This is a genomic window from Verrucosispora sp. WMMD703 (assembly GCF_049178935.1).
Lineage (GTDB): Bacteria > Actinomycetota > Actinomycetes > Mycobacteriales > Micromonosporaceae > Micromonospora > Micromonospora sediminimaris.
The window spans coordinates 1,965,652-1,988,251 of record NZ_JBMHMM010000004.1 but is presented as its reverse complement, the minus strand read 5'-3'; the positions used below and the strand labels follow the sequence as shown (position 1 = coordinate 1,988,251).

The 22,600-nt window shown below is 71.3% G+C and carries 19 protein-coding genes; 9 read left to right on the top strand and 10 right to left on the bottom strand.

The features are described from left to right. The first annotated feature begins 180 nt into the window (after nucleotides 1-180). Together ACN26Z_RS09745 and ACN26Z_RS09740 are read left to right on the top strand one after the other, a co-directional pair. Nucleotides 181-1,278 (top strand): lytic polysaccharide monooxygenase auxiliary activity family 9 protein, encoded by a 1,098-nt coding sequence (locus ACN26Z_RS09745; RefSeq protein ID WP_421460736.1) that lies wholly within the window; start codon nucleotides 181-183, stop codon nucleotides 1,276-1,278. A gap of 293 nt (nucleotides 1,279-1,571) precedes the next feature. Next, nucleotides 1,572-2,654 carry a lytic polysaccharide monooxygenase auxiliary activity family 9 protein gene (locus ACN26Z_RS09740; RefSeq protein ID WP_421460735.1) on the top strand — a complete coding sequence of 361 codons (1,083 nt, stop codon included), beginning with the start codon at nucleotides 1,572-1,574 and terminating at the stop codon, nucleotides 2,652-2,654. A 104-nt stretch (nucleotides 2,655-2,758) separates the two neighbouring features. Here the strand turns inward: ACN26Z_RS09740 and hemQ are convergent, their stop codons facing one another. The 3 genes from hemQ to hemE are packed head-to-tail and all read right to left on the bottom strand — an operon-like array spanning nucleotide 2,759 to nucleotide 5,969. Further along, nucleotides 2,759-3,460: a hydrogen peroxide-dependent heme synthase gene (gene hemQ, locus ACN26Z_RS09735; RefSeq protein WP_421460732.1), complete on the bottom strand. Its 702-nt coding sequence runs from the start codon at nucleotides 3,458-3,460 to the stop codon at nucleotides 2,759-2,761. Next, entirely contained in the window at nucleotides 3,457-4,866 is a 1,410-nt protein-coding gene (gene hemG / locus ACN26Z_RS09730) for a protoporphyrinogen oxidase (protein WP_421460731.1), read from the bottom strand. Before hemG ends, hemQ begins: the two co-directional genes overlap by 4 nt. Nucleotides 4,867-4,871: 5 nt before the next feature. Further along, on the bottom strand, nucleotides 4,872-5,969 hold the full coding sequence (hemE, locus tag ACN26Z_RS09725) for a uroporphyrinogen decarboxylase (RefSeq protein WP_421460730.1): 1,098 nt from the start codon (nucleotides 5,967-5,969) through the stop codon (nucleotides 4,872-4,874). A gap of 147 nt (nucleotides 5,970-6,116) precedes the next feature. On the opposite strand from hemE, the gene ACN26Z_RS09720 reads away from it, so the two are divergent. From ACN26Z_RS09720 to ACN26Z_RS09700, 5 genes are all read left to right on the top strand, one after another. Beyond that, a complete protein-coding gene (locus ACN26Z_RS09720) occupies nucleotides 6,117-6,689 on the top strand; it encodes a DUF3000 domain-containing protein (RefSeq protein WP_093410397.1) in 573 nt (190 codons plus the stop codon). 184 nt (nucleotides 6,690-6,873) lie between these two features. Continuing rightward, nucleotides 6,874-8,193: a ribonuclease D gene (locus tag ACN26Z_RS09715; protein WP_282239554.1), complete on the top strand. Its 1,320-nt coding sequence runs from the start codon at nucleotides 6,874-6,876 to the stop codon at nucleotides 8,191-8,193. A 332-nt stretch (nucleotides 8,194-8,525) separates the two neighbouring features. Continuing rightward, a complete protein-coding gene (locus ACN26Z_RS09710) occupies nucleotides 8,526-9,719 on the top strand; it encodes a thiolase family protein (protein WP_093410393.1) in 1,194 nt (397 codons plus the stop codon). Beyond that, nucleotides 9,716-11,785, top strand: coding sequence for a 3-hydroxyacyl-CoA dehydrogenase NAD-binding domain-containing protein (locus ACN26Z_RS09705; protein ID WP_421460728.1), 2,070 nt, complete (start codon nucleotides 9,716-9,718; stop codon nucleotides 11,783-11,785). The genes ACN26Z_RS09710 and ACN26Z_RS09705 overlap by 4 nt, the downstream gene beginning before the upstream one ends. 505 nt (nucleotides 11,786-12,290) lie before the next feature. Then, nucleotides 12,291-12,854 (top strand): hypothetical protein, encoded by a 564-nt coding sequence (locus tag ACN26Z_RS09700; protein WP_282239556.1) that lies wholly within the window; start codon nucleotides 12,291-12,293, stop codon nucleotides 12,852-12,854. Nucleotides 12,855-12,882: 28 nt separating this feature from the next. Here the strand turns inward: ACN26Z_RS09700 and ACN26Z_RS09695 are convergent, their stop codons facing one another. After that, nucleotides 12,883-13,314, bottom strand: a complete 432-nt coding sequence (locus ACN26Z_RS09695) for a winged helix-turn-helix transcriptional regulator (protein ID WP_421460726.1) — start codon at nucleotides 13,312-13,314, stop codon at nucleotides 12,883-12,885. A gap of 128 nt (nucleotides 13,315-13,442) precedes the next feature. Here ACN26Z_RS09695 and ACN26Z_RS09690 point away from each other — a divergent pair, with 128 nt between their 5' ends. Beyond that, entirely contained in the window at nucleotides 13,443-14,312 is an 870-nt protein-coding gene (locus tag ACN26Z_RS09690) for an aldo/keto reductase family oxidoreductase (RefSeq protein WP_421460725.1), read from the top strand. Nucleotides 14,313-14,378: 66 nt separating this feature from the next. On the opposite strand, the gene ACN26Z_RS09685 is transcribed toward ACN26Z_RS09690, so the two are convergent. The 4 genes from ACN26Z_RS09685 to ACN26Z_RS09670 all read right to left on the bottom strand — a co-directional run bounded on the left by ACN26Z_RS09685 (nucleotide 14,379) and on the right by ACN26Z_RS09670 (nucleotide 18,656). Further along, a complete protein-coding gene (locus ACN26Z_RS09685) occupies nucleotides 14,379-14,792 on the bottom strand; it encodes a VOC family protein (RefSeq protein ID WP_093410385.1) in 414 nt (137 codons plus the stop codon). A 625-nt stretch (nucleotides 14,793-15,417) separates the two neighbouring features. After that, nucleotides 15,418-16,608 carry a sensor histidine kinase gene (locus ACN26Z_RS09680; RefSeq protein WP_421460724.1) on the bottom strand — a complete coding sequence of 397 codons (1,191 nt, stop codon included), beginning with the start codon at nucleotides 16,606-16,608 and terminating at the stop codon, nucleotides 15,418-15,420. Further along, nucleotides 16,605-17,273 carry a response regulator transcription factor gene (locus ACN26Z_RS09675; RefSeq protein ID WP_093410381.1) on the bottom strand — a complete coding sequence of 223 codons (669 nt, stop codon included), beginning with the start codon at nucleotides 17,271-17,273 and terminating at the stop codon, nucleotides 16,605-16,607. Before ACN26Z_RS09675 ends, ACN26Z_RS09680 begins: the two co-directional genes overlap by 4 nt. An 84-nt stretch (nucleotides 17,274-17,357) precedes the next feature. Further along, a complete protein-coding gene (locus tag ACN26Z_RS09670) occupies nucleotides 17,358-18,656 on the bottom strand; it encodes a PQQ-binding-like beta-propeller repeat protein (RefSeq protein ID WP_093410379.1) in 1,299 nt (432 codons plus the stop codon). 76 nt (nucleotides 18,657-18,732) lie between these two features. On the opposite strand from ACN26Z_RS09670, the gene ACN26Z_RS09665 reads away from it, so the two are divergent. After that, on the top strand, nucleotides 18,733-20,577 hold the full coding sequence (locus ACN26Z_RS09665; RefSeq protein WP_421464597.1) for a hypothetical protein: 1,845 nt from the start codon (nucleotides 18,733-18,735) through the stop codon (nucleotides 20,575-20,577). A 7-nt stretch (nucleotides 20,578-20,584) separates the two neighbouring features. Here the strand turns inward: ACN26Z_RS09665 and ACN26Z_RS09660 are convergent, their stop codons facing one another. Continuing rightward, nucleotides 20,585-20,974, bottom strand: coding sequence for an AtzH-like domain-containing protein (locus tag ACN26Z_RS09660; protein WP_093410375.1), 390 nt, complete (start codon nucleotides 20,972-20,974; stop codon nucleotides 20,585-20,587). Further along, a complete protein-coding gene (locus tag ACN26Z_RS09655; protein ID WP_232511444.1) occupies nucleotides 20,938-22,596 on the bottom strand; it encodes a regulator in 1,659 nt (552 codons plus the stop codon). The genes ACN26Z_RS09660 and ACN26Z_RS09655 overlap by 37 nt, the downstream gene beginning before the upstream one ends. Nucleotides 22,597-22,600 lie beyond the last annotated feature (4 nt).

Sequence of the window (22,600 nt, the reverse complement as noted above, 5' to 3'; positions counted from 1 at the left end):
GGAAGCGTTTCGACGACGCCTCGCACCCGGTGCTGGAAATCGCTTTCCTCATTGACGGGTGACGATCGATCGTGCCATCCTTCCGAGTCAGCGCACGAGGGCCACACTGACGGCACGGGAGAGGGCAACTCCCGAGCGTCCGGGCGATGTCGAGATCCGACGACTCCCCCTGGGGGCTCCATGTCCAATTCGCTCAGATCATCGCGGGCACTGTGGCTGCTGGCCGTCGCGGCCGTTGCCACGCTGCTGCTCTCCACGGCATTTGTGCAGTCCGCCTCCGCGCACGGCTCGGTGGCCAACCCCATCTCCCGCAACTACGGCTGCTGGCAACGCTGGGGTGGCGACTTCCAGAACCCGCGGATGGCCACCGAGGACCCGATGTGTTGGCAGGCCTGGCAGACCGACACCAACGCCATGTGGAACTGGAACGGCCTCTACCGCGAGGGCGTGGCCGGCAACCACCAGGCCGCCATCCCGGACGGCCAGCTCTGCTCCGGCGGGCGCACCGAGAACGGGCGCTACCGGGCGATGGACGTGCCGGGTGCCTGGCGGACCACCTCGGTCGGCAACAACTTCCGGCTGAAGTTCTACGACCAGGCCAGTCACGGCGCCGACTACATCCGGGTGTACGCCACCCGGCAGGGCTACGACGCGTTGAACACGCCGCTGGCCTGGTCGCACCTGGAACTGGTCGGTCAGATCGGCAACACGCCGGCCTCCCAGTGGCAGCAGGAGCCCGGTGGGGTCTCCATCGAGATCCCGGTCAACGCTCCGGGCCGCACCGGCCGGCACGTCATCTACACGATCTGGCAGGCCAGCCACTCCGACCAGTCGTACTACATCTGCAGCGACGTGCAGTTCGGTGGCGGCACCACCCCGCCGACCACGCCGCCGCCGACCACCCCACCGCCGACCACCCCACCGCCCACCACTGCCCCGCCGACCACGCCGCCGCCGACCACCAACCCGCCACCGGCGGGTGCCTGCTCGGCGACGTACCGGGTCACCTCGACCTGGTCCGGCGGCTTCCAGGGTGAGGTCCAGGTGACCGCCGGCAACGCGGCCATCCGCGGCTGGCGGGTGAGCTGGACCAACGGCAGCGGACAACAGGTCAACCAGGCCTGGAACGCCACCGTCACCTCCAGCGGCTCCACCGTCACCGCCACCAACGTCAGCTACAACGGCAACCTCGGCGCCGGCGCCAGCACCAGCTTCGGCTTCCTGGCCTCCGGCAGCAGCACGAACACACCGACGGTGACCTGCACGGCCACCGCCTGACCCCGGCCGGGGCCGCGCCACACTCCCTCTGGCGCGGCCCCGCCCGGCTCGGTGAGCGGCAGCCGGCACGTCAGGCAGCTGCACCCGGTAGCCCGGCGGGGTGCCGGCACCTGGCTGGTGGTGGTGCCGGAGGCCCGCTCCGGAGAGCGCTTCTCGCGTTGACGTACGCCGATACCCCGTGGCACGCTTCCCTCGGAGCCAACACCACAGGGGCAACGCAGATCGACCACGGGAGAGGCAACTCCCGAGTGTCCGGGCGCTTTCGCGAACTGACGATTCCCTTGGGGAGCTCCATGTCGAACGTACTCAGAACACCACGCGCTGCCTGGCTGCTGGCCGTCGCGGCCGTCGCCCTGTTGCTGCTCACCACCGCGCTGACAAACCCCGTCTCCGCGCACGGCGCCACGGTCAACCCGGGTTCCCGCGCCTACGGCTGCTGGGAACGCTGGGGCGGTGACCACATGAACCCGCGGATGGCCACCGAGGACCCGATGTGTTGGCAGGCCTGGCAGGCCAACCCGAGCGCCATGTGGAACTGGAACGGCCAACTCCGCGAGGGGGTCGGCGGCAACCACCAGGCGGCCGTGCCGAACGGCCAGCTCTGCTCGGGCGGGCGTGCCGAGGGCGGTCGCTACAACGCCCTCGACACCTTGGGTGCCTGGCGGACCACCCCGGTCCCCAACAGCTTCCAGTTGAAGTTCTTCGACCAGGCCAGCCACGGTGCCGACTACATCCGGGTGTACGCCACCCGGCAGGGTGTGGACACGCTCACCAAGCCACTGGCCTGGTCCGACCTGGAACTGGTCGGCCAGATCGGCAACACGCCGGCGTCGCAGTGGCAGCGGGAGGTCGACGGGGTGTCGATCCAGATTCCGGTGAACGCACCCGGCCGCACCGGCCGGCACATCATCTTCACCGTCTGGCAGGCCAGCCACTTCGACCAGTCGTACTACCACTGCAGCGACGTGCAGTTCGGTGGCGGCACCACCCCGCCGACCACCACGCCGCCCACGACCACGCCGCCGACCACCACGCCACCCACCACCACCCCGCCGACCACCAACCCACCGGTGACGGGTGCCTGCTCGGCGACGTACCGGGTCACCTCGACCTGGTCCGGCGGCTTCCAGGGTGAGGTGCAGGTGACCGCCGGCAACGCGGCCATCCGCGGCTGGCGGGTGAACTGGACCAACGGCAGCGGACAACAGGTCAACCAGGCCTGGAACGCCACCGTCACCTCCAGCGGCTCCACCGTCACCGCCACCAACGTCAGCTACAACGGCAACCTCGGCGCCGGCGCCAGCACCAGCTTCGGCTTCCTGGCCTCCGGCAGCAGCACGAACACACCGACGGTGACCTGCACGGCCACCGCCTGACCCCGGCCGGGGCCGCGCCACACTCCCTCTGGCGCGGCCCCGCCCGGCTCGGTGCACGAGCCGGGCGGACGGGCCGGCCCGCAAGCACCAGCCGGCGGGCGGGCTCAGGCCAGGGCGGAGACGATGTCGGCGATCGAGCGGCGGCGACCGGTGTAGAAGGGAACTTCCTCGCGTACGTGCAACCGGGCGCGAGAGGCACGCAGGTCACGCATCAGGTCGACGATCCGGTGCAGTTCGTCGGCCTCGAAGGCGAGCATCCACTCGTAGTCGCCGAGCGCGAAGGAGGCGACCGTGTTGGCCCGCACGTCGGGGTAGCCGCGGGCCATCTTGCCGTGCTCGGCCAGCAGTTCCCGCCGCTCGGCGTCGGGCAGCAGGTACCAGTCGTACGAGCGGACGAACGGGTAGACGCAGAGGTAGGCGCGGGCCTCCTCGCCGGCCAGGAACGCCGGGATGTGGCTCTTGTTGAACTCGGCCGGCCGGTGCAACGCCATCTGCGACCAGACCGGAGTCATCGCCCGACCCAGGGCGGTCCGCCGCAACCGCAGGTACGCGTCCTGGAGCGCGTCGCTTGACGATGAGTGCCACCAGACCATCAGGTCGGCGTCGGCCCGCAGCCCGGACACGTCGTAGGTGCCGCGTACCACCACGTCCTTGCCGGCCAGCTCCTCGATCAGCGACTCGACCTCGCCGGTGACGTTGTCGCGCAGCGACGGCAGTGGCGCGCTGGCCCGGAATACCGACCACATGGTGTAGCGGATGGTGGAGTTGAGTTCCTTCAGGCGGGCCGCGTTGCTCTGCTCGGTCATCTCCCCGATCCTTCCAGTGCCGTGATGATCTCCTCGGCCGCCGTCTCACCGGAGCGGACGCAGACCGGGATGCCGACCCCGTCGTAGCCGGCGCCGGCCAGCCGCAGCGTCGGATGCGTCGCCCGCAGGGTCGAGCGGGCGGCCACCACCCGGTCGAGATGACCGGGGGTGTACTGGGGCAGCGCGCCACCCCAGCGCTGCACGTGCCCGGCGACCGGGGCGGGCAGCGGCGTTCCCAGCACCGCCGACACCTCCCGGTGCACGGTGGCGGCGAGGTCCTCGTCGGTGCGCTGGAGCTGCTCCTCGTCGCCGTACCGGCCGACCGAGGCGCGCACCAGGGCCAGCCCGTCCGGCCGGCGCAGGTGCCCCCACTTGGTGGTGAAGAAGGTGGACGCCTTGACCAGCAGTCCTTCGGTGGCGGGCACCAGGAAGCCGGAGAGTTCCGGCAGCACCGGTTCGGGCAGCGCGAGGGTGACGAGCGCGACGCTGGCGTAGTCCAGCCCGCCGATCTCCTTCGCCGCTTCGGGGGCGACGTCGGCGAGCAGACGCGCCGCCGGCCGGGCCGGCACCGCCAGCACCACCGCGTCCACGTCGACGTGCTCGGGATCGCGGGTCGGGCCGACGGTCAGCCGCCAGCCGACGCCGGTCGGGGTGAGCTCACGCACCGCCGCGTGGCGGCGGATCGTCGCGCCGCTGGCCGTCACCGCCGCGTCGACCAGGCTGCTCAGCCCGCCGTCGAGGGTGCCGAAGACCGGCTCGCCGGGAGCACGGGGCGCGGCGGCCTGCGCCGCGCGTACGGCGGCGACAAGCGTGTGTTCCACCCGGGCGGCCCGGGCCAGCGCCGGCATGGTGGTGACCAGGGACAGGTCGTCGGCGCGGCCCGCGTACACCCCGCCGAGCATCGGGTCGACCAGCCGGTCGACCACCTCGTCACCGAACCTCGACCGGACCAGCGCGCCCACGGAGACGTCGGCCCCGGGGCCGAGCAGCGGCCCACCTCCGTCGCGGTCGGCCTCCGGAGTGGGCCGGGCCACCGCCGACACCTTGTCCAGATCACCGGGTACGCCGACAAGCGTGCCGCCGGGGATCGGGCGCAGTCCGCCGTCGACGGCCAGCGCCGCCTGCCCGACGGTGGGGTGGACGATCCGTCCCGCCAGGCCGAGCCGGCGGATCAGGGCGACGGCGGCGGACTCCCCGCCGGCCGGGTCACGCATCAGGAACGACTCGGCGCCGAACTCGACCGAGCCGCCGGCCAGCTCGCCGGTGCGCAGCTTGCCGCCGAGCGCGCCGGACTGCTCGTACACGGTGATGTCGACCTCGGCGGGGGCGCGGTCGCGTAACCGGACCGCGGCGGCCAGGCCGGCGATGCCGCCGCCGACCACCGCCACCCGCCGCCGCGTCGCCACGACGGTCAGCCCTGGTCGACCGGTCGGACGGACAGCTCGTGCACCAGGGCGACCACTCGGGTCAGCACCTCCGGGTCGGTCTCCGGCAGCACCCCGTGGCCGAGGTTGAACACGTGCCCCGGCGCGGCCCGGCCCTGCTCCAGGATCCGGCGCACCTCGGTCTCCACCACCGGCCACGGTGCCAACAGCAGGGTCGGATCGAGGTTGCCCTGCACGGCCCGCTCCGGTCCGATCCGGCGGGTCGCGACGTCCAGCGGGGTACGCCAGTCGACGCCGACCACGTCGGCGCCGGCCTCGCCCATCGCGCCGAGCAGTTCGGCGGTACCCACCCCGAAGTGGATCCGGGGTACCCCGGTGTCGGCGAGCCCGGACAGCACCTTCGTCGAGTGGGGCAGCACGAAGCGGCGGTAGTCGGCCTCGGAGAGCGCGCCGGCCCACGAGTCGAACAGCTGCACCGCCGACACGCCGGCCTCGATCTGCACCCGCAGGAACGCCAGGGTCACCTCGGCCAGCCGGCCGGCGAGGGTGTGCCACAGCTCGGGCTCGCCGTACATGAGCGCCTTGGTCTTGGCGTGGGTACGCGACGGGCCGCCCTCCACCAGGTAACTGGCAAGCGTGAACGGGGCACCGGCGAAGCCGATCAGCGGGGTGTCGCCCAACTCCTTGACCAGCAGCCGGACCGCCTCATCGACGTAGTCGACGTCATCGCGGCCGATCGGCCGGATCCGTTCGACGTCGGCGGCGGTACGCACCGGCTCGGCCACGACCGGCCCGGTGCCGGGCACGATGTCCAGGTCGACCCCGGCGGCGGCCACCGGCACCACGATGTCGCTGAACAGGATCGCCGCGTCCACCCCGTGCCGGCGTACCGGCTGAAGGGTGATCTCGGTGACCAGGTCCGGGCGGCGGCACGATTCCAGCATCGCCACGTTGGCCCGGATCTCGCGGTACTCCGGCAACGACCGGCCCGCCTGGCGCATGAACCAGACCGGGGTGTGCGGGACGGGCCGGCGGCGGCACGCCCGCACGAAGGGCGAATCGGCGGGCCCGCCGGGGCGGGGCTCATCGTCTCGGGCGGCGGTGCCCGTGGTGTCGGTGGTCATCGCGGCAATCGTGCCACGCGGCCGATCGCCGTCCCGCGCCCACCGCCACCTTTGTGACGTAGCGCGGTAACGGGCGGCGTGGTACGCGCCGGGTGATCGTCGGCGCGCCTCGCGGGCGGGAAACGGGCAGCGGAATAGGCTGCGGGCATGGGCCCCCCGATCGCGCTTCCCGACACGTTCGCTCGCGCGGTCGCGGGGCTCCGGTCGGCGACGCCCCGGCCGGAGATCCTGCTGGAAGAAGTGGGGGCGCCACAGCGGCTGGCCCCGTACTCCTTCGCGCTCTCGGCGTCGGTGCTGCGCGACGGTGACGAGGTGGCCAGCGGGCGGCTGATCCTGCTGCACGACCCGGCCGGGCACGAGGCGTGGCAGGGCACCCTGCGGCTGGTCACCTACGTGACCGCCGAGTTGGAGGTCGACCTGGCCGCCGATCCGCTGCTGCCCGGGGTGGGGTGGACCTGGCTCACCGACGCCCTCGACGCCCAGGACGCGGGGTACCGGGCCATCGGCGGCACGATCACGCAGACGATGTCGACCCGGTTCGGTGAGCTGGCCGGCCCACCCGCGGCCGGCGACGTGGAGATCCGCGCCTCCTGGACACCGACCGGCGGCGACCTCGCCGCGCACCTGGACGCCTGGTGCACCCTGCTCGCTTCCACCGCCGGCCTGCCGCCGCCCGGCGTCACCGCCCTGCCGGAGCGCCGCCCGGCCGCCACCGGCTGAGCCCGTCCGACTCCGGTGGCACCGCCACCGTTCCGATCCCGGTGCTCCCCGCCGCACTGTGCCCGGCCGCCACGGGCCCCGTCTTCCGGCCGCCACGGGCCCCGTCTCCCGGCGGCACGGCGTCGGCCGACACGCGGCGGGGCGGGTGGCGGCACTCGATCCACTCGCGCACTAGGGTTGTCAGGTGACCGACGAACCACCCCTGAGCCGTCGGGCCGCCGCAAGCCGTACGGGAAACGACACGCAGCACCCGCCATCGGCGAGGTCGGAGCCCTCGGACGCGGGGTCCGAGCCCACCGGCGGCCAGTCCGTGCCGCTGACCGCACCCCGCGAGGGCACCCCCGAGCCCGTCGCCGCCCCGGAGCAGCTCGCCGAGGTCGTGGCGCGGTTCGCCAGCGGTGCCGGGCCAGTGGCCCTGGACGCCGAACGTGCCTCCGGCTACCGGTACAGCCAACGCGCCTACCTCGTACAACTACGTCGCGCCGGTGCCGGCACCGTACTGATCGACCCACTGCCGCTGCCCGACCTCAGCGCCCTGGACGCCGTTATCGCCGAAACGGAGTGGGTGCTGCACGCGGCGAACCAGGATCTGCCCTGCCTGGCGGAGCTGGGGCTCCGTCCACGCCGGTTGTTCGACACCGAGTTGGCGGCGCGGCTGGCCGGCTTCGAGCGGGTGGGGCTCGCCGCGCTCACCGAGCAGCTACTCGGATTCAGCCTGGAGAAGCACCACTCCGCAGCGGACTGGTCGAGCCGGCCACTGCCCGAGTCCTGGCTGACCTATGCCGCCCTGGACGTCGAGCTGCTGACCGACCTGCGCGACGCACTCGACGCGGAGTTGGCCCGGCAGGGCAAATCCGAGTGGGCGGCGGAGGAGTTCGCCGCGCTCGTGCTGAACGGCAGCCGACCGCCCCGGGTCCGCGCCGAACCGTGGCGACGCACCTCCGGCATCCACCGGGTCCGGGGCGCGCGGGCACAGGCCCGGGTCCGCTCCCTGTGGTACGCCCGGGACCAGATCGCCGCCCGGCGGGACACGGCACCGGGCCGCGTACTGCCCGACTCGGCCATCGTCGCGGCGGCGGAGCTGGACCCGAGGGACGAGAAGACACTGCTCACCCTGCCCGGCTTCGGTGGTCGCTCGGTGCGGCGGTTGGCACGTACCTGGCTGGCGGCGCTCGACGACGCCCGGCAGTTGCCGGACGACGCCCTGCCGGTGACGCCGACGGTGGAGGGACCGCCCCCGCCGCATCGCTGGGCGGAACGGGATCCGGCTGCCGCCGCCCGGTTGAGCCGCTGCCGTGAGGTGGTGTTGCGGGTGGCCGGCGAGCACAACCTGCCCCCGGAGAACCTGATCTCGCCCGACACCATCCGTCGGGTCGCCTGGCAGCCGCCCGAGGAGATCACCGAAGCCACCGTCGCCGAGGCCCTGCGCGCCCACCACGCCCGCGAATGGCAGATCACCCTCCTCCTCCCCGACCTCGCCCAAGCCCTACCCCCCACCCCCTGACCCCCACCCCACCCGCGCCCACCCGCGCCCCCTGACCGCCCCCGCCCCCGCCCCGGTGATCAAGAAGTTTGGGTCGGCGACACGCCGGGCGGCTGACGCAAACTTCTTGATCACCGCAAGGTGCAGGGCGCGCGGGCGCGCGGCGCGTGGGCACGCGGCGCGCGGGCGGGAGCGGGGTGGGTGGGGTGTGGGGTGGGTTACAGGGGGAGGTGGCGCGGGGCTTATTACTGGCGAGTAGCATCGGGGAAACGCCAGTGCTGGCGACCTTCGTCCGGTCCGTCACGTCGGTTACCGCGCGGACGACCGGATCGTGGTCGAATAGGAGGCTCATCGTGCCCCGTGAAGTCCGGGATGTCGTCTTCGTCGACGGCGTCCGCACCCCCTTCGGCAAGGCGGGTGGCATGTACGCCAACACCCGCGCCGACGACCTGGTGATCCGCTGCATCCGCGAACTGCTGCGCCGTAACCCCCAACTGCCGCCGGAGCGGGTCGAGGAAGTCGCGATCGCCGCCACCACCCAGATCGGCGACCAGGGCCTGACCATCGGTCGCACCGCCGCGCTGCTGGCGGGGCTGCCCAAGACCGTGCCGGGTTTCGCCATCGACCGGATGTGTGCCGGGGCGATGACCGCCGTGACCACCGTCGCCGGCGGCATCGCCATGGGCGCCTACGACATCGCGATCGCCGGCGGTGTCGAGCACATGGGCCGCCACCCGATGGGTGAGGGCGTCGACCCGAACCCGCGCATCATCGCCGAGAAGCTGGTCGACCCGTCCGCGCTGGTGATGGGCGCCACCGCGGAGAACCTGCACGACCGGGTCCCGCACATCACCAAGCAGCGCACCGACGCCTTCGCCCTCGCCTCCCAGCAGAAGACCGCGAAGGCGTACGCCAACGGCAAGCTCCAGGACGACCTGGTGCCGGTGGCGATCCGCGACGAGGAGAACGGCTGGGGCCTGGCGACTGTGGACGAGGCGCCCCGGGACACCTCGATGGAGAAGCTCGCCACGCTCAAGACCCCGTTCCGTCCGCACGGCAAGGTCACCGCGGGCAACGCGGCCGGTCTCAACGACGGCGCCACCGCCAGCCTGCTCGCCGACGAGGCCACCGCCCGCGAGCTGGGCCTGCCGGTCGCGATGCGGCTGGTGTCGTACGGCTTCGTCGGCGTCGAGCCGGAGGTGATGGGTGTCGGCCCGATCCCGTCGACCGAGAAGGCGCTGCGCATCGCTGGCCTGACCATCGACGACATCGGCCTGTTCGAGCTGAACGAGGCGTTCGCCGTGCAGGTGCTGGCCTTCCTCGACCACTTCGGCATCGCCGACGACGACCCGCGGGTCAACCCGTGGGGCGGCGCGATCGCCATCGGTCACCCGCTGGCGTCCTCCGGCGTACGGCTGATGACTCAGCTCGCCCGGCAGTTCGCCGAGCACCCGGAGGTCCGCTACGGCATCACCGCCATGTGCATCGGCATCGGCATGGGCGGCACGGTCATCTGGGAGAACCCGCACTGGGAGGGAGACAAGTGAGCGCGCTCGCCGCACCGAACGAGGTCGTCACCAGGGCGCTGCTGCGGCAGGTGAACGTGCCGGGGCTGGACCGGCCGGCCGCCCTGATCACCCTCGACAACGGATTCGACCACACCAAGCCGAACACCTTCGGCCCCGGCGGCCTGACCAGCCTGGACGAGGCGATCAGCGCCGCGCTGGCGGCCGACCCGGCGTTCATCGCGGTCACCGGAAAGCCGTACATCTTTTGCGTCGGTGCGGACATCACCGGTCTGCCGCAGCTCGCGGACCGCGAGCAGGCGCTGGAGATCGGCCGACTGGGTCACCGGGTCTTCGCCCGGCTGAAGGACAGCTCCGTACCGACCTTCGCCTTCGTCAACGGCGCGGCGATGGGCGGCGGCCTTGAGCTGGCCCTGCACTGCCACTACCGGACCCTGTCCGGCGGCGCGACGGCCCTGGCGCTGCCGGAGGTCTCGCTCGGACTGATCCCGGGCTGGGGCGGTACCCAACTGCTGCCGAACCTGATCGGCATTCCCGCCGCCACTCAGGTGATCATCCAGAATCCGCTGATGCAGAACAAGATGCTCAAGCCGAAGCAGGCCGCCGAGCTGGGCATCGCGGACGTGCTGCTGGAGCCGGCAGACTTCCTGGAGCGGTCCCTGGAGTGGGCCGCGGGGGTCGTCCGGGGCGAGGTCAGCGTCACCCGGCCCGAGGTCGACAAGGACATGTGGGCCGGCGTGCTGTACTTCGCCCGGCAGACGCTGGACCAGCGGTTGCACGGCGCGGTCCCGGCCGCGTACAAGGCACTCGACCTGCTGGAGACGGCGAAGGACGCCGACTTCGCCGCCGGCACCGCCGCGGAGGACGAGGCCCTCGCCGACCTGGTCTTCTCCGAGGAACTGCGCAGCGGCCTGTACGCCTTCGACCTGGTGCAGCGGCGGGCCAAGCGGCCGGCCGGCGCGCCGGACAAGGGCCTGGCCCGTCCGGTGACCAAGGTCGGCATCGTCGGCGCCGGCCTGATGGCCAGTCAGTTGGCGCTGCTGTTCGCCCGCCGCCTCCAGGTGCCGGTCGTCCTGACGGACCTGGACCAGGCCCGGGTCGACAAGGGTGTGGGCTACGTGCACACCCAGATCGAGAAGGCGGTAAGCAAGGGCCGGATGGACAAGGGCACGGCCGCGAAGCTGTACGGCCTGGTGTCCGGCTCGGTCGACAAGTCCGTCTTCGCCGACGCCGACTTCGTCATCGAAGCGGTCTTCGAGGACCTGAACGTCAAGAAGCAGGTCTGGGCCGAACTGGAGAAGATCGTCAAGCCGGAGGCGGTGCTCGCCACAAACACCTCGTCGTTGTCGATCACTGAGATGGCCGCGGAGCTGGAGCACCCGGAGCGGGTGGTCGGCTTCCACTTCTTCAACCCGGTCGCGGTGCTGCCGCTGCTGGAGATCGTGCGGGGCGAGCGGACCGACGACGCCACCCTGGCCACCGCGTTCGCGGTCGGCAAGCAGCTGAAGAAGTCGAGTGTGCTGGTGAAGGACGCCCCGGCGTTCGTGGTGAACCGGCTGCTCACCCGTTTCCTGGGCACCGTGTTCGCCGCCGTCGACGCCGGCACCCCGCTGGAGGTGGCGAACCGGGCACTGGATCCGCTGGGTCTGCCGATGCGGCCCCTCGCGCTGCTCCAGCTGGTCGGGCCGGCCGTCGCGTACCACGTGGGCGGCACCCTGCACGCCGCGTTCCCGGACCGGTTCGGGGTGAGTGAGAACCTCAAGCGGATCGCCGACTCCGGTCAGCCGATCGTCGTCGACGACGAGATCAACACCGAGGTGGCGAAGCTGCTGGTGGTCGGCGACCAGCCACTCACCGAGGAGCAGGTACGCCAGAACGCGCTGGACGCGCTGGCGCAGGAGATCCGGCTGATGCTCGACGAGGGCGTCGTCGCCGAGGCGCAGGACATCGACCTGTGCATGATCCTTGGTGCCGGTTGGCCGTTCCACCTGGGTGGCGTCACGCCGTACCTGGACCGGACCGGCACCAGCGAGCGGGTCACCGGTAAGCGGTTCCTGCCACGCGGCGCGGCCAGCCTGGCCGGCTGAGCGGCGACGAACGACACCGGTCGCGGTGGTCACCCGACGAGGGTGGCCACCGCGAATCGCTTTTTCGTGGTGCTGCGGGTGCGGATGAACCACCTGGCTACGATGACCGGTCCACCCGAACCCAGGAGCTGACCGCATGTCCCACCCCTCGGATGAGCACCAGAACCCGCCGCCCGCCGGTCCGTACCCGCCCCCGGGTACGTACCCGAACCCGGTCCCGGGGGCGTACCCCCAGCCGGGCCAGACGTCGTACCCTCAGCCGGGCCAGGCGCCGTACCCATCGGCCGGCACTCAGCCGGCCCCGCCGCAGCAGCCCGGCGGCCAGCCGGCGACCGGAGCCTACCCCCCGCCCGCCTACCCACCACCCGGCCAGCCGTACCCAACCGGTTCAGGTTTCCCCGGCCCGGGGCCGGCCGGTCCGGGATTCGCTGCTCCGGGGCTCGCCGATGCAGGGCCGGTTGGTGCAGGGCCGGTCGGTCCGCCGAAGAAGAAGTTCCGGATCTGGATGATCGTGCTGATCGTCCTCGCGGTCCTGCTGGTGCTCTGCGGCGGTGGCGGCACTGCCGTCTGGTTCGCGGTCAAGGACGACGTCAGCGAGGCCGTGGACGCGACCCGGACCCGGATGGTGGCCCCGGCCACCCTGGCCGGGCGACCCAAGAACACGGACCCGGAGTTGCAGCAGGCGGCCGACGACATGGTTCGCGACATCCGCTCGACGGTGAGCAACGAGACCAGCGCGGTGGGCGCCTTCTACGGTGACCCGGCCGGCGAGGACCTCGTCATGATCGCAGGCGCGTCCGGCCTGATGTCCGACCCGAAGCAGGAACTCGACGCGGCGGTCCAAGGCCTCTCCGCCGACCTGGGCCTCAGCAACATGACCTCGGTCGATCCAGGTCCGCTCGGCGGTGAGGCCAGCTGCGGCGACGGCCTGACCGAGGACGTGCCGCTGGGCGTGTGCACCTGGGCCGACCGGGGCAGCGTGGGTCTGATCGTGATGTTCTTCTCGTCCCGTGCCGACGCCCAGGCCGAGTTCGTGACAATTCGCGGTCAGATCCAGCAGCGCGATTGATCACGACTGGGCGGCGGACACGAGCGCGTCATGAGGTGGCTGCGTCGTAGTCGTCGCGGTGCGCGAGAACCTCGCCCATGTGGGCCTGAGCCCAGTACCTGATCTCCCGTGTGGTGCGGTGGAGCGAGAGACCGAGGTCGGTCAGCTCGTAGGTGACGGTGACCGGGACGGTGGGCGTCACGGTACGGGTGAGCAGTCCGTCACGCTCCAGCGAACGCAGGGTCTGGGTCAGCATCTTCTGACTGACTCCGGCCAGCTGGCGGGCAAGCTCGGAGTAGCGCATCGCTCTCGGCGCACCCGGACCCTGCTGAGCCGCGTCACCGCCCAACGCGCACAGGATCAGCACGACCCACTTGTCCGAGATCCGGTCGAGCAACTGGCGGCTGGGGCAGGCTGCGAGGAACGCGTTGTATTCCGCTTTGGCCTGCGCCTGCCGCTGGGCTGCCCTCATCGTGGTCACTTACCGTCCCTCTCGCCGCTGGGGCGTTACGCACTTTGAAGTGCCTACTTCCCGATGGAAAGTGGCTCTCCAAGAATTATGCAGGCAAGCGAAACGCGCCCCCTCTCACCAGCGACGGAAGCGACACGATGAGCACTCCTCTTTCTCTTCCCGGCGGCACCTGGCCACTCGGCGATCGGACCGTCACCCGTTTCGGGTACGGAGCCATGCAACTCGCCGGCCCCTGGGTGATGGGGCCACCCGCCGACCGCGACGGCGCCCTGGCCGTGCTGCGCGAAGCCGTCGACCGGGGGATCACCCACATCGACACGAGCGACGCCTATGGGCCACACGTCACCAACGAGCTGATCCGCGAAGCACTGCACCCCTATCCCGAGTCGCTGCTCATCGCCACCAAGGTGGGGGCGACCCGCGACGCACAGGGCGGCTGGCCGACGGCCCGCCGACCCGAGGAGCTGCGCCGGCAGGTCCACGAGAACCTGCGCTCCCTCGGGGTCGACACCCTCGATCTGGTCAACATGCGGATGGGCGACGCGGAAGGTCCCCAGCCCGGCTCGATCACCGAGGCGTTCGAGACGCTCGCCGCGCTCCAGCAGGAGGGCCTGATCCGTCACCTCGGCGTCAGCAACGTCACCGCGGAGCAGGTCGCCGAGGCCCGGGCGGTCGCCCCAGTGGTGTGCGTGCAGAATCTGTACAACCTCGCCCACCGCCACGACGACGACCTCGTCGAGCAACTCGCCGCCGATGGCATCGCCTACGTGCCGTTCTTCCCGCTCGGTGGCTTCTCGCCGGTGCAGTCCGAGGCACTCTCGGCCGTCGCCGCCCGGCTGGGCTCGACACCGATGTCCGTCGCCCTCGCCTGGCTGTTGCAGCGCTCACCGAACATCCTGCTGATTCCCGGCACCTCGAAGGTGGCGCACCTGCGCGAGAACGTCGTCGGGGCGGGGCTCTCGCTGTCCGCCGAGGACGTCGCCGCGTTGGACGGCATCGGCCGCTGATCGGTAGGCAGGACTGACATCGGAGCGGCGGCACCCCGCCGCTCCGATGTCGCGGCGTCGCTCCGCTCAGCCGTCCGTCACAGAGCCCTCCGCCGCCTGCCGGGCTGCCGCTTTCTCGGCGGCGCTACGAAGTACGCAGAACTCGTTGCCCTCCGGATCGGCGAGCACCACCCAACCGGCGCCGGTCGGCCCGATGTGATCGGCGACGTGCCGGGCCCCGATGCCCAGCAGCCGCTCGACCTCCTCGTCCCGGGTCCGGTCGGTCGGTTCCAGGTCGAGGTGCAGCCGGTTCTTCACCGTCTTGCCCTCGGGTACCGCCAGGAAGAGCACCTCCGGACCACCCGGCGGCAGCAGCATGGCCTCCGGGTCGCCCGGGAAGTCGTCCGGCTGGCGGGGGCACTCGAAGACCTGGGCCCAGAAACCGGCCAGGGCGTACGTGTCGTGACAGTCGATTCCGATGTTGTGGATCCGTGCGCTCATGTCTCGTCCTCGTGGTCCAGCCACCGGCGTCGCAGCCCTGTCGGCTGCCGGCCGACTGACCGCCGCGACCGGCGAGCCTGCGAGAGGCACGACACGGCACGACGGGGTCGGAGGCGGCCCTGCGGGCACGGACGTCGGGGTAGTCAGAACTGGCGTGTCTGGTCCGCTGAGTTGCGGGACGACGATCCCGCTACCGGTGCCCCGCGAGGATGAGCGGTCAGCCGGCAAGGCGGGGCGCGGACAGCATCATGGTGAACATCGACGCACCCCCCTCCTTGATCGGGCTGACCCAGTGATCTTCGCACCGCCACGCCTCATGGAGCAACCCGCACCCCCGGACATTACCTTCCGTGTCTCTCCCGCCCACCCATGCGGTGCTGCTCCCACCCTTTGCTCTGCTTCAACCAACGCAACGATCACGAACTGTGTTCGGAGTCGGCTGATGGCTGAATCTCGGCACCGCATTACCGCTGCTCAGAGACGAGTGCGTGGGTTGAAGCAGAGCAAAGTGCGCGGAGTGGTAGTGCGGACCCTGGAGAGATGGTCACCCAGCGTAAGGAACACGGAGAGTCAGACCCGATGGGCTACGTTACGTCCATCTCCTGCACTCGTTGAGGCGCCGATGTCAGCGGGCGGCTTCCGCCGCCGGCAGGCTCACCGTCACCTCCAGGCCGCCACCGGGCTGCGCGACGGCGGTCACCGTGCCGCAGTGCGCGTCGCAGACCGCGCGCACGATGGACAGGCCGAGGCCCGACCCGCGTGCGCCGGTCCGTTCCCGGCCGCCCCGCCGGAAGGGCTCGAACAGCCCCGGCACATCGGCCGGGTCCACCTCGAAGCCGGTGTTGCCGACCACCAGCCAGGATCGCTGCCCGTCCGAGCCGGTACGCACCCAGAGCCGGCCATGCAGGTGGTTGTAGCGGACCGCGTTCTCGACGAGGTTGCCGGCCAGCCGGTCCAGCAGCCCGGGGTCACCCACCACCGGTGCCGGCTCCAGCGACGTCTGGACCGCCAGCTTGATCCGCTCCACCTCCCGGCGTACGGCGGAGAGGGCGTTGACGGTGCCGGCGGCCAGGTCGCACTCGCTGCGCCGGCCGAGCCGTTGACCGGTCTGCGCCTCGCTGCGGGCCAGCACCAGCAGCGCGTCGACCAGCCCGTTGGCGCGTTCGGAGGCGTCGCGGACCACTGTCGCCATCCGGCGGTACTCGGCCGTGTCCGCCTCGTCGTCGCTGAGCGTCACGTCGATCTCGGTACGCATCACCGCCAGCGGCGTACGCAGTTCGTGCGAGGCGTTGGCCACGAACCGCTTCTGCGCCTCGAACGCGGCGGCGATCCGGTCCAGCATGGCGTCGAACGTGTCAGCCAGCTCGGCCACCTCGTCGTCCGCCCCGGAGTAGCCGATCCGCTGGTCAAGCGTGGTTTCGCCGAGCCGGCGGGCGGTGGCGGTGACCTGGTGTAGCGGGCGCAGCGCACGCCCGGCGACCGCGTACGCCCCGACCACGCCGACCACGCCGATCGCCAGCAGCGCGGCCAGCCCCTTGGCCAGCAGTTCCCCGGAGGCCGCGTCGACGAGCCGCTGTTGCCATGCGGCGGCCTCCAGCGTGCTCCCGTCGGCAAGCACCACGGTGGTGCCGGGCAGCAGCTCGTCGGTGGGGCGCAACGCGTCCTGCACCAGCAGCCAGGCCAACAGCACCAGGATCGCGCCGGCACCGACCAGCAGCACGCCGTTGAGCAGGGTCAGCCGCAGCCGCAGCGTGGGACGTAGCCGCAGGGCGGGCCGCCGCAGCGCAGGCAGCCGGCGGCGCGCCGTGCCCGTCACTGCACCACCTCGGCCGTCCGGTAGCCGGCCCCGACCACGGTCTCGATCAACGGTGGATCACCAAGCTTGCGACGCAGCGTCATCACGGTGACCCGGACGATTGTGGTGAAGGGGTCGGTGTTGGCGTCCCAGACGCGTTCCAGCAGTTCCTCGCTGGAGACCACGGCACCCCGGGCCTTGAGCAGTTCGCAGAGCACACCGAATTCCTTGTTGGTCAGCTCCACCGGCACACCGCCCCGGGTGGCGGTACGGCGGGCCGGGTCGACCACCAGGTCGGCGATTTCCAGCACCGGCGGGGCCGCCGGGGTCGCCCGTCGGCCCAGCGCCTGCACCCGGGCGACCAGTTCGTCGAAGGCGAACGGCTTCGGCAGGTAGTCGTCGGCACCGAGTTGCAACCCCTCGACCCGGTCGGCGACCGTGCCGCTGGCGGTCAACATCAGCACCCGGGTCAGTTCGCCGGACGCGGCCAACTCCGCGCAGATCTGGTCGCCGTGCCGGCCGGGCAGGTCACGGTCGAGCACCACCACGTCGTACCGGGTCACGAAGGCCATCTCGTGGCCGCTGTCGCCGTCGTACGCGACATCCACCGCCATGCCCCGTTTGCGCAGCCCTCGCGCGATCGCGTCGGCGAGGTTGCGCTCGTCCTCGACCACCAGTACCCGCATGCCCGCCCCTTTTCCGCCCGCCGACCACCGACAACGTAACGCCGCCGACCAAGCCGCCCGTGACGGGTGCCGCCCTGACCGGAGTCAGTCGGGCAGTTGCCAGATGCCGTAGCCACCATCGAGCAGACGGCAGCCGACGAGGTCGTACCGGCTCTGGCAGTCACCGCCGGCACCGGGCAGCACATCGAGCCGGCGGGCCGGCGCCCCCGTGGGATCGAGCCGGGCCAGCACCAGCCCCACCTCGGCCACCGCACGCACCACGAGCACCTGCGGGGCGTACTCGTAGCGAGAGACCATGCTCCACGACCCGTGCTCGGCCAGCCTCTTACCGGTGCCCAGGGCGATCGTGACAATCTCGTTGGTGGTGTGGGCCACCGCGAGGACGTTGCGATCATCGGCCAGCACGATGTCGAGGATTTCCTTGCTGTCCCAGCGCAGCGCCCCGGTTGCTGGATCGAGGACCTGAAACCCGCCGCCGGCCAGCCCGGCGCAGAGCAGTGGCCCGCAGCCGGTGACGTAGGTCGCCGTCGGCACGGTCGCCTGCCAGCGCTGTGCCAGATCATCGACATCGAGCGCGGTGATGGTGCGGGAATTGCGCACCACCGTCACGAGATCGCCGGTCACCCACGCCTGCTGGTAGCTGCTCGAATGGTCGGCGGGCGGGGGAAGGCGGTGCCGTACCGCACCGGTCATCGGGTCGATCACCTGGACCTCGCCGTCGACCGTCGCCACCACGATGCTGTCGAGCGTTCCGTCTTCCCGCTGCCAGTGGTCGACACTGGCCGCCGACAAGGTCATGGACCACAGTTCGTGGGCGGTCGCCAGCTCGATCATCCGTAGTACGTTCGGCTCGCTGTCGCTGAAGGTGCGCAACAGCGCCCGGTCGGCCATCTCCATGATGGCGATCCCGGGCACCCGCCAATTCTCCGCGCCGGTGTGCGCGTCCAATCGCACCGTCTGGCTGCTGCCGGTGTCCTGGCGAGCCATGGCGACCAGCAGCCCGGCGTCGGCGACCGGCTGCACCCGGTAGACCCGGTTGCCCAGCGGCACGGGTACCCGCCACAACGGCGTCAACCGCTGCGGTGCGGCGGTGGGACGGTCGGGCCGTGGATAGGCGAGCAGTTCCTGGCTACCGTCGGTGACCCCGGGCGTCGGGGAGACCGTGAAGACCTGATCGGCTGCGATGAACAGGTCGCTGCCGAGGGCGGCGGGAACGATCGCGTGGATCCGCCCGGCCGGCGGTGTGCCGCCCGCCAAGGTCAGCAGCGCGATCAGTGCCACCACCACGACCGCCACCCGGCGGCCACCCGGCCCGGGGCGGCGGCGCTGTGCCGGCGGCGGATCGGTCAGCTCGGTCAGCTCACCGAGGTCGATCAACGTCACGCTCGTCCTCCCCTGACACACACCCTACGCGCGGCGGGCGGGCGGGGTTCCGCCTGTACGATGGCCCGTCGTGGCTGTGCCGGTGGTGAATCCCTCGCTGAAACCCGTCTCCGAGACCGTCGAGACGCGATCAACGACAACACGTACCCGGCGGCGGCCGACGCGCGTCGACGCGCTGGCCATCGGAGCCTACGTGCTGCTCGGCGTCGTCGTCTGCCTGAGCTACTGGGCCGACGTGAACAACCGGGTCTCCTCCCACCTGCCCACCGACCACAGCTGGTTCGAGTGGCTTTTCGCGCACGGCGCGTACTCGGTGCAGCACCTGGAGAATCCGCTCTTCACCGCCCGGCAGAACGCGCCGGACGGGGTGAACATGATGGCCAACACCTCGCTGCTCGGGGTGACCCTGCCGCTGGCGCCGCTGACCATGCTGCTCGGCCCCCAGGTGGTGTACGCGCTCTACCTGGGCGGGGCATTGGCCGCGACGGCGGGAACCTCGTACTGGATGCTGTCGCGGCACCTGGTGCGCTCCCGGGCGGCGGCCTTCGTCGGCGGCGCGTTCCTCGGTTTCGCCCCCGGCATCGTGCACCACGCCAACGGCCAGCCCAACTTCGTCTCCAACTTCCTGCTACCGCTGATCGTGGTGCGGGTGTTCCGGCTGGTCGAGCCGGGCCGCTGGCGGCGCAACGGGCTGGTGCTGGGGCTGCTGGTGGCGTACCAGATCTTCATCAACGAGGAGATGCTGCTGCTCACGGCGCTGGCCTGTTTGGTCGTCGTGATCGCGTACGCGGCGATGCGCCCCCGGGTGGCGTGGGCACGGGCCGGCACGTTCGCGGCCGGCCTGGGCCTCGGTGGTGCGGTGGCGCTGCTGCTGACCGCCTACCCGATCTGGTTCCAGTTCAACGGCCCGCAGTCCTACCGGGGACTTCAGGGCGGGGTGTTCCACAGCTGGGGCGAGGACATCGTCGCCTTCGTCACCTTTCCCCGCGACACCATCGCCGGTGACGAGGCGGTGGAGGCGACAATCGGCCTGACCGAACAGAACACCTGGTTCGGCTGGCCGCTGGTGCTGCTCTCGGTGGTGGCCCTGGCCCTGCTGGTCCGCCGCTCGCTGGTGGCCCGGATCCTGGCCGTACTGGTGGTGGTCTTCTCGGTTGCCGCGCTCGGCCCGGAGATCCGGTTCAACGGCGAGCTGACCGGCATCGCCGGCCCGTGGTCGTACATCCCGGCGGATCTGCCGCTCGTCGAGATGATGATGCCGACCCGGCTGACCCTGGTGACCACCGCCGCGCTCGGCGTACTGCTGGCACTGGCCTGGGACGCGGTGGCCGACAGCCACCGACCGACGGTGCCGGCGCCCCGCGCCCCGGAGGCCACGGCCACCGACCGGCGGCGACTGCGCTGGCAACACGTCGTCGGATACGCCGCGATCACCCTCGCCCTGCTGCCGCTGCTGCCCCGTCCGCTGCCGGCCGAGCCGGTCGATCCGCCGCCGACCTTCATCACCTCGGGCGCCTGGCGACCGTACGTGCCGGACGGCCGTACGCTGGTGCCGGTGCCCATCCCGAGCAACGTGCACGGGCTGTCCACGCTGCGCTGGAGCGCGCTGACCGGGCACGAGTTCCCGATCCCGGCCGGCTACTTCATCGGCCCGAACGAGAACGGCGAGGGCGTCTTCGGCGCCCCGAACCGGCCCACCAGCACCCTCATCTACCAGACCATGGACGCCGGTGAGCTACCCGAGATCAGCGACGAGAACCGCCGGCAGGCGGTGGAGGACCTGCGCTTCTGGCGGGCGTCGGTGGTGGTGCTGGGCAAGCATCCCCGCGAACCGGTGCTGCGGGAACTGCTGACCGCGCTGCTCGGGGATCCGCAGCGCGTCGACGACGTCTGGCTCTGGGACGTACGCGACCGGGTGTGACGTACCGTCATCCGACGTCGGGAGGCAACGGCTCGGAGACGTGGGCGGTGACGATCCGCCAGCCCTCCGGCAGGCGTACCCAGGTCTGGGTCTGTCGGCCGGTGGTGGCGGCGTCGCCGTACCCGAATCGGGTCGTGACGACCGCGAGGTCCGCGCCGAAGGCGGTGACCACCGTGTCGACGAGCCGACGACCGGGCGGCAGCGGTGGTTGCCCGGCCCGCCACTTGCGCTGCTCGTCGAGACCATACTGGTGGTCGGCGAGACCGAAACGCACAGTGGCCGCAGAGTCCCAGAAGTATCCGCAGATCCGGTCGACGTCGCCGGCCACGAGCGCCTGCTCGTAGCCGACGAAGGCCGCCGTCACCTCGCCGACCACGTCCGTCCGGTCGATCTCCATGCGGTGAGTCCTTTCTGGACGGACGCGGCGGGTTGCTTGGGTGTCGAGGAGTCGCCACCGTGCAGGCGGTCCAGTTCGGCCTCCTCCGGCTCGGGCACCCGGGGCGGGTACTTGCCGAGCGCGAAGATCGCGCAGATCACCGCCACGAAGAGGTAGCCGAGCGCCACCTGCCCGTTGGCGTTCCACTGGACCTCTTCGCCGTGGATCAAACCGATGAAGGCGAGCACCGCGCCCGAGGCGGCGAAGATCGCCGCCTGCACGAAGCGTTTGTCGATGATGAAGGCGACGATCGCGCCGAGCACCAGACCGGCGAGGATCGCGCCCTCGCCGAGGATGCGCAGGCCGTCGTAGACCACCCCGGCGCCGGCCAGCGCCTCGTCGCCGACCTCGGCGGCGGTGGTGCCGGCCGCCGCCAAAGCATTGTTCATCTGCCCGGTCGCCCACGCCGCGATGTTGGGGATCAGGGCCGCGACCACCGCCGCAGCATGTGCCCGGGGCGTCGCCTGGAACGCCTGGGCACCGATCAGCAACCCGATGTAGAGCAGGATCGGCACGATCGCCGCGGTCGGGAAGATCGCCCCGAGCAGGGAGAACATGCCGAGGAAGCAGAGCAGCGCGATGACGATCCCGGTCGCCATCGAGTAACCGGTACGCCCACCGGCGGCCTTCCAGCCCGGGTGGCCGACGTAGACCGCCGGTGGGAACGGCGAACCGAGGGCCGAGCCGATGACCGCGCCGGCACCGTCGGCGAGCAGCACACTGCGCAGGTTGTAGTTGTCCCCGGCGGTGGCCGCGCTCTCCACGTTCGTCATCGCCTCGGTGAAGTTGTAGACGCCCAGCGGGATCGCGGTCGCCAGCAGCGGCGCCATGTCGGAGAGCCCGCGCAGCAGCAGGTCGATCTGGAAAGTGGGGAAGGCGAACGCGATGTCCCGCGCCGCCGCCGTGACGTCCGGTACCGACATCGCCCCGCCGATCCAGCCGATCGCCGTACCGAGCAGCAGCGCGGCCAGCCCGATCGGGAAGTTGAACGGCAGCTTCACGTCGGTCAGCAGCCCGATCAACAGCAGCGCCAGCACCGGCAGCGCGATCCAGGCCAGCCGCCACATCTGGCCCGCCGGGTTCATCGAGATGAAGGTGATGGAGATGCCGGCGAGGGTGCCGAGCAGCGCCGCACGCGGCGTGTAGCGGCGGATGTACGGGCCGACGAACGCGCCGATCAGCACGATCACGCCGATGATGAAGGCCCAGGCCAGCCCCGCCTCCCAGGCGCGCACCGGGTCACCGGTGCTGAGGTAGATGGGCAGCATGATGACGAAGATGACGATGAACATGTGCGGCACGCTCGGCCCGTACGGCAGGGCTGTCACATCTGGGCGGCTCTCCCGCCGGGCCAGCCGTCGGGCCAGGTGCGTGTAGTAGATGTTGCCCGCGACCAGGGCGATACCGAGCGCCGGCAGGATCGTGCCGAACACCTCCCGCTCGGGCAGGTTCACCACGAAGAGGCAGAGCCCGGTCAGGGTGAGCACGTTGACCAGGACGTTGACGCCGAAACCGAAGAACGCGTTGGTGTCGCCGCGCACCCAGTACGGCAGCGGCACGACTGAGGGTCTGGTGGGGACCATGGCT

Bases quoted from the DNA above. Each gene is read 5' to 3' on its own strand.
- ACN26Z_RS09700 (WP_282239556.1), top strand. From the start codon at position 12,291: ATGATCGTGCTGATCGTCCTCGCGGTCCTGCTGGTGCTCTGCGGCGGT.
- hemQ (WP_421460732.1), bottom strand. From the start codon at position 3,460: ATGACCGAGCAGAGCAACGCGGCCCGCCTGAAGGAACTCAACTCCACC.
- ACN26Z_RS09675 (WP_093410381.1), bottom strand. From the start codon at position 17,273: ATGCGGGTACTGGTGGTCGAGGACGAGCGCAACCTCGCCGACGCGATC.
- ACN26Z_RS09685 (WP_093410385.1), bottom strand. From the start codon at position 14,792: ATGAGCGCACGGATCCACAACATCGGAATCGACTGTCACGACACGTAC.
- ACN26Z_RS09690 (WP_421460725.1), top strand. From the start codon at position 13,443: ATGAGCACTCCTCTTTCTCTTCCCGGCGGCACCTGGCCACTCGGCGAT.
- ACN26Z_RS09740 (WP_421460735.1), top strand. From the start codon at position 1,572: ATGTCGAACGTACTCAGAACACCACGCGCTGCCTGGCTGCTGGCCGTC.
- ACN26Z_RS09745 (WP_421460736.1), top strand. From the start codon at position 181: ATGTCCAATTCGCTCAGATCATCGCGGGCACTGTGGCTGCTGGCCGTC.
- hemE (WP_421460730.1), bottom strand. From the start codon at position 5,969: ATGACCACCGACACCACGGGCACCGCCGCCCGAGACGATGAGCCCCGC.
- ACN26Z_RS09720 (WP_093410397.1), top strand. From the start codon at position 6,117: ATGGGCCCCCCGATCGCGCTTCCCGACACGTTCGCTCGCGCGGTCGCG.
- ACN26Z_RS09655 (WP_232511444.1), bottom strand. From the start codon at position 22,596: ATGGTCCCCACCAGACCCTCAGTCGTGCCGCTGCCGTACTGGGTGCGC.
- ACN26Z_RS09660 (WP_093410375.1), bottom strand. From the start codon at position 20,974: ATGGAGATCGACCGGACGGACGTGGTCGGCGAGGTGACGGCGGCCTTC.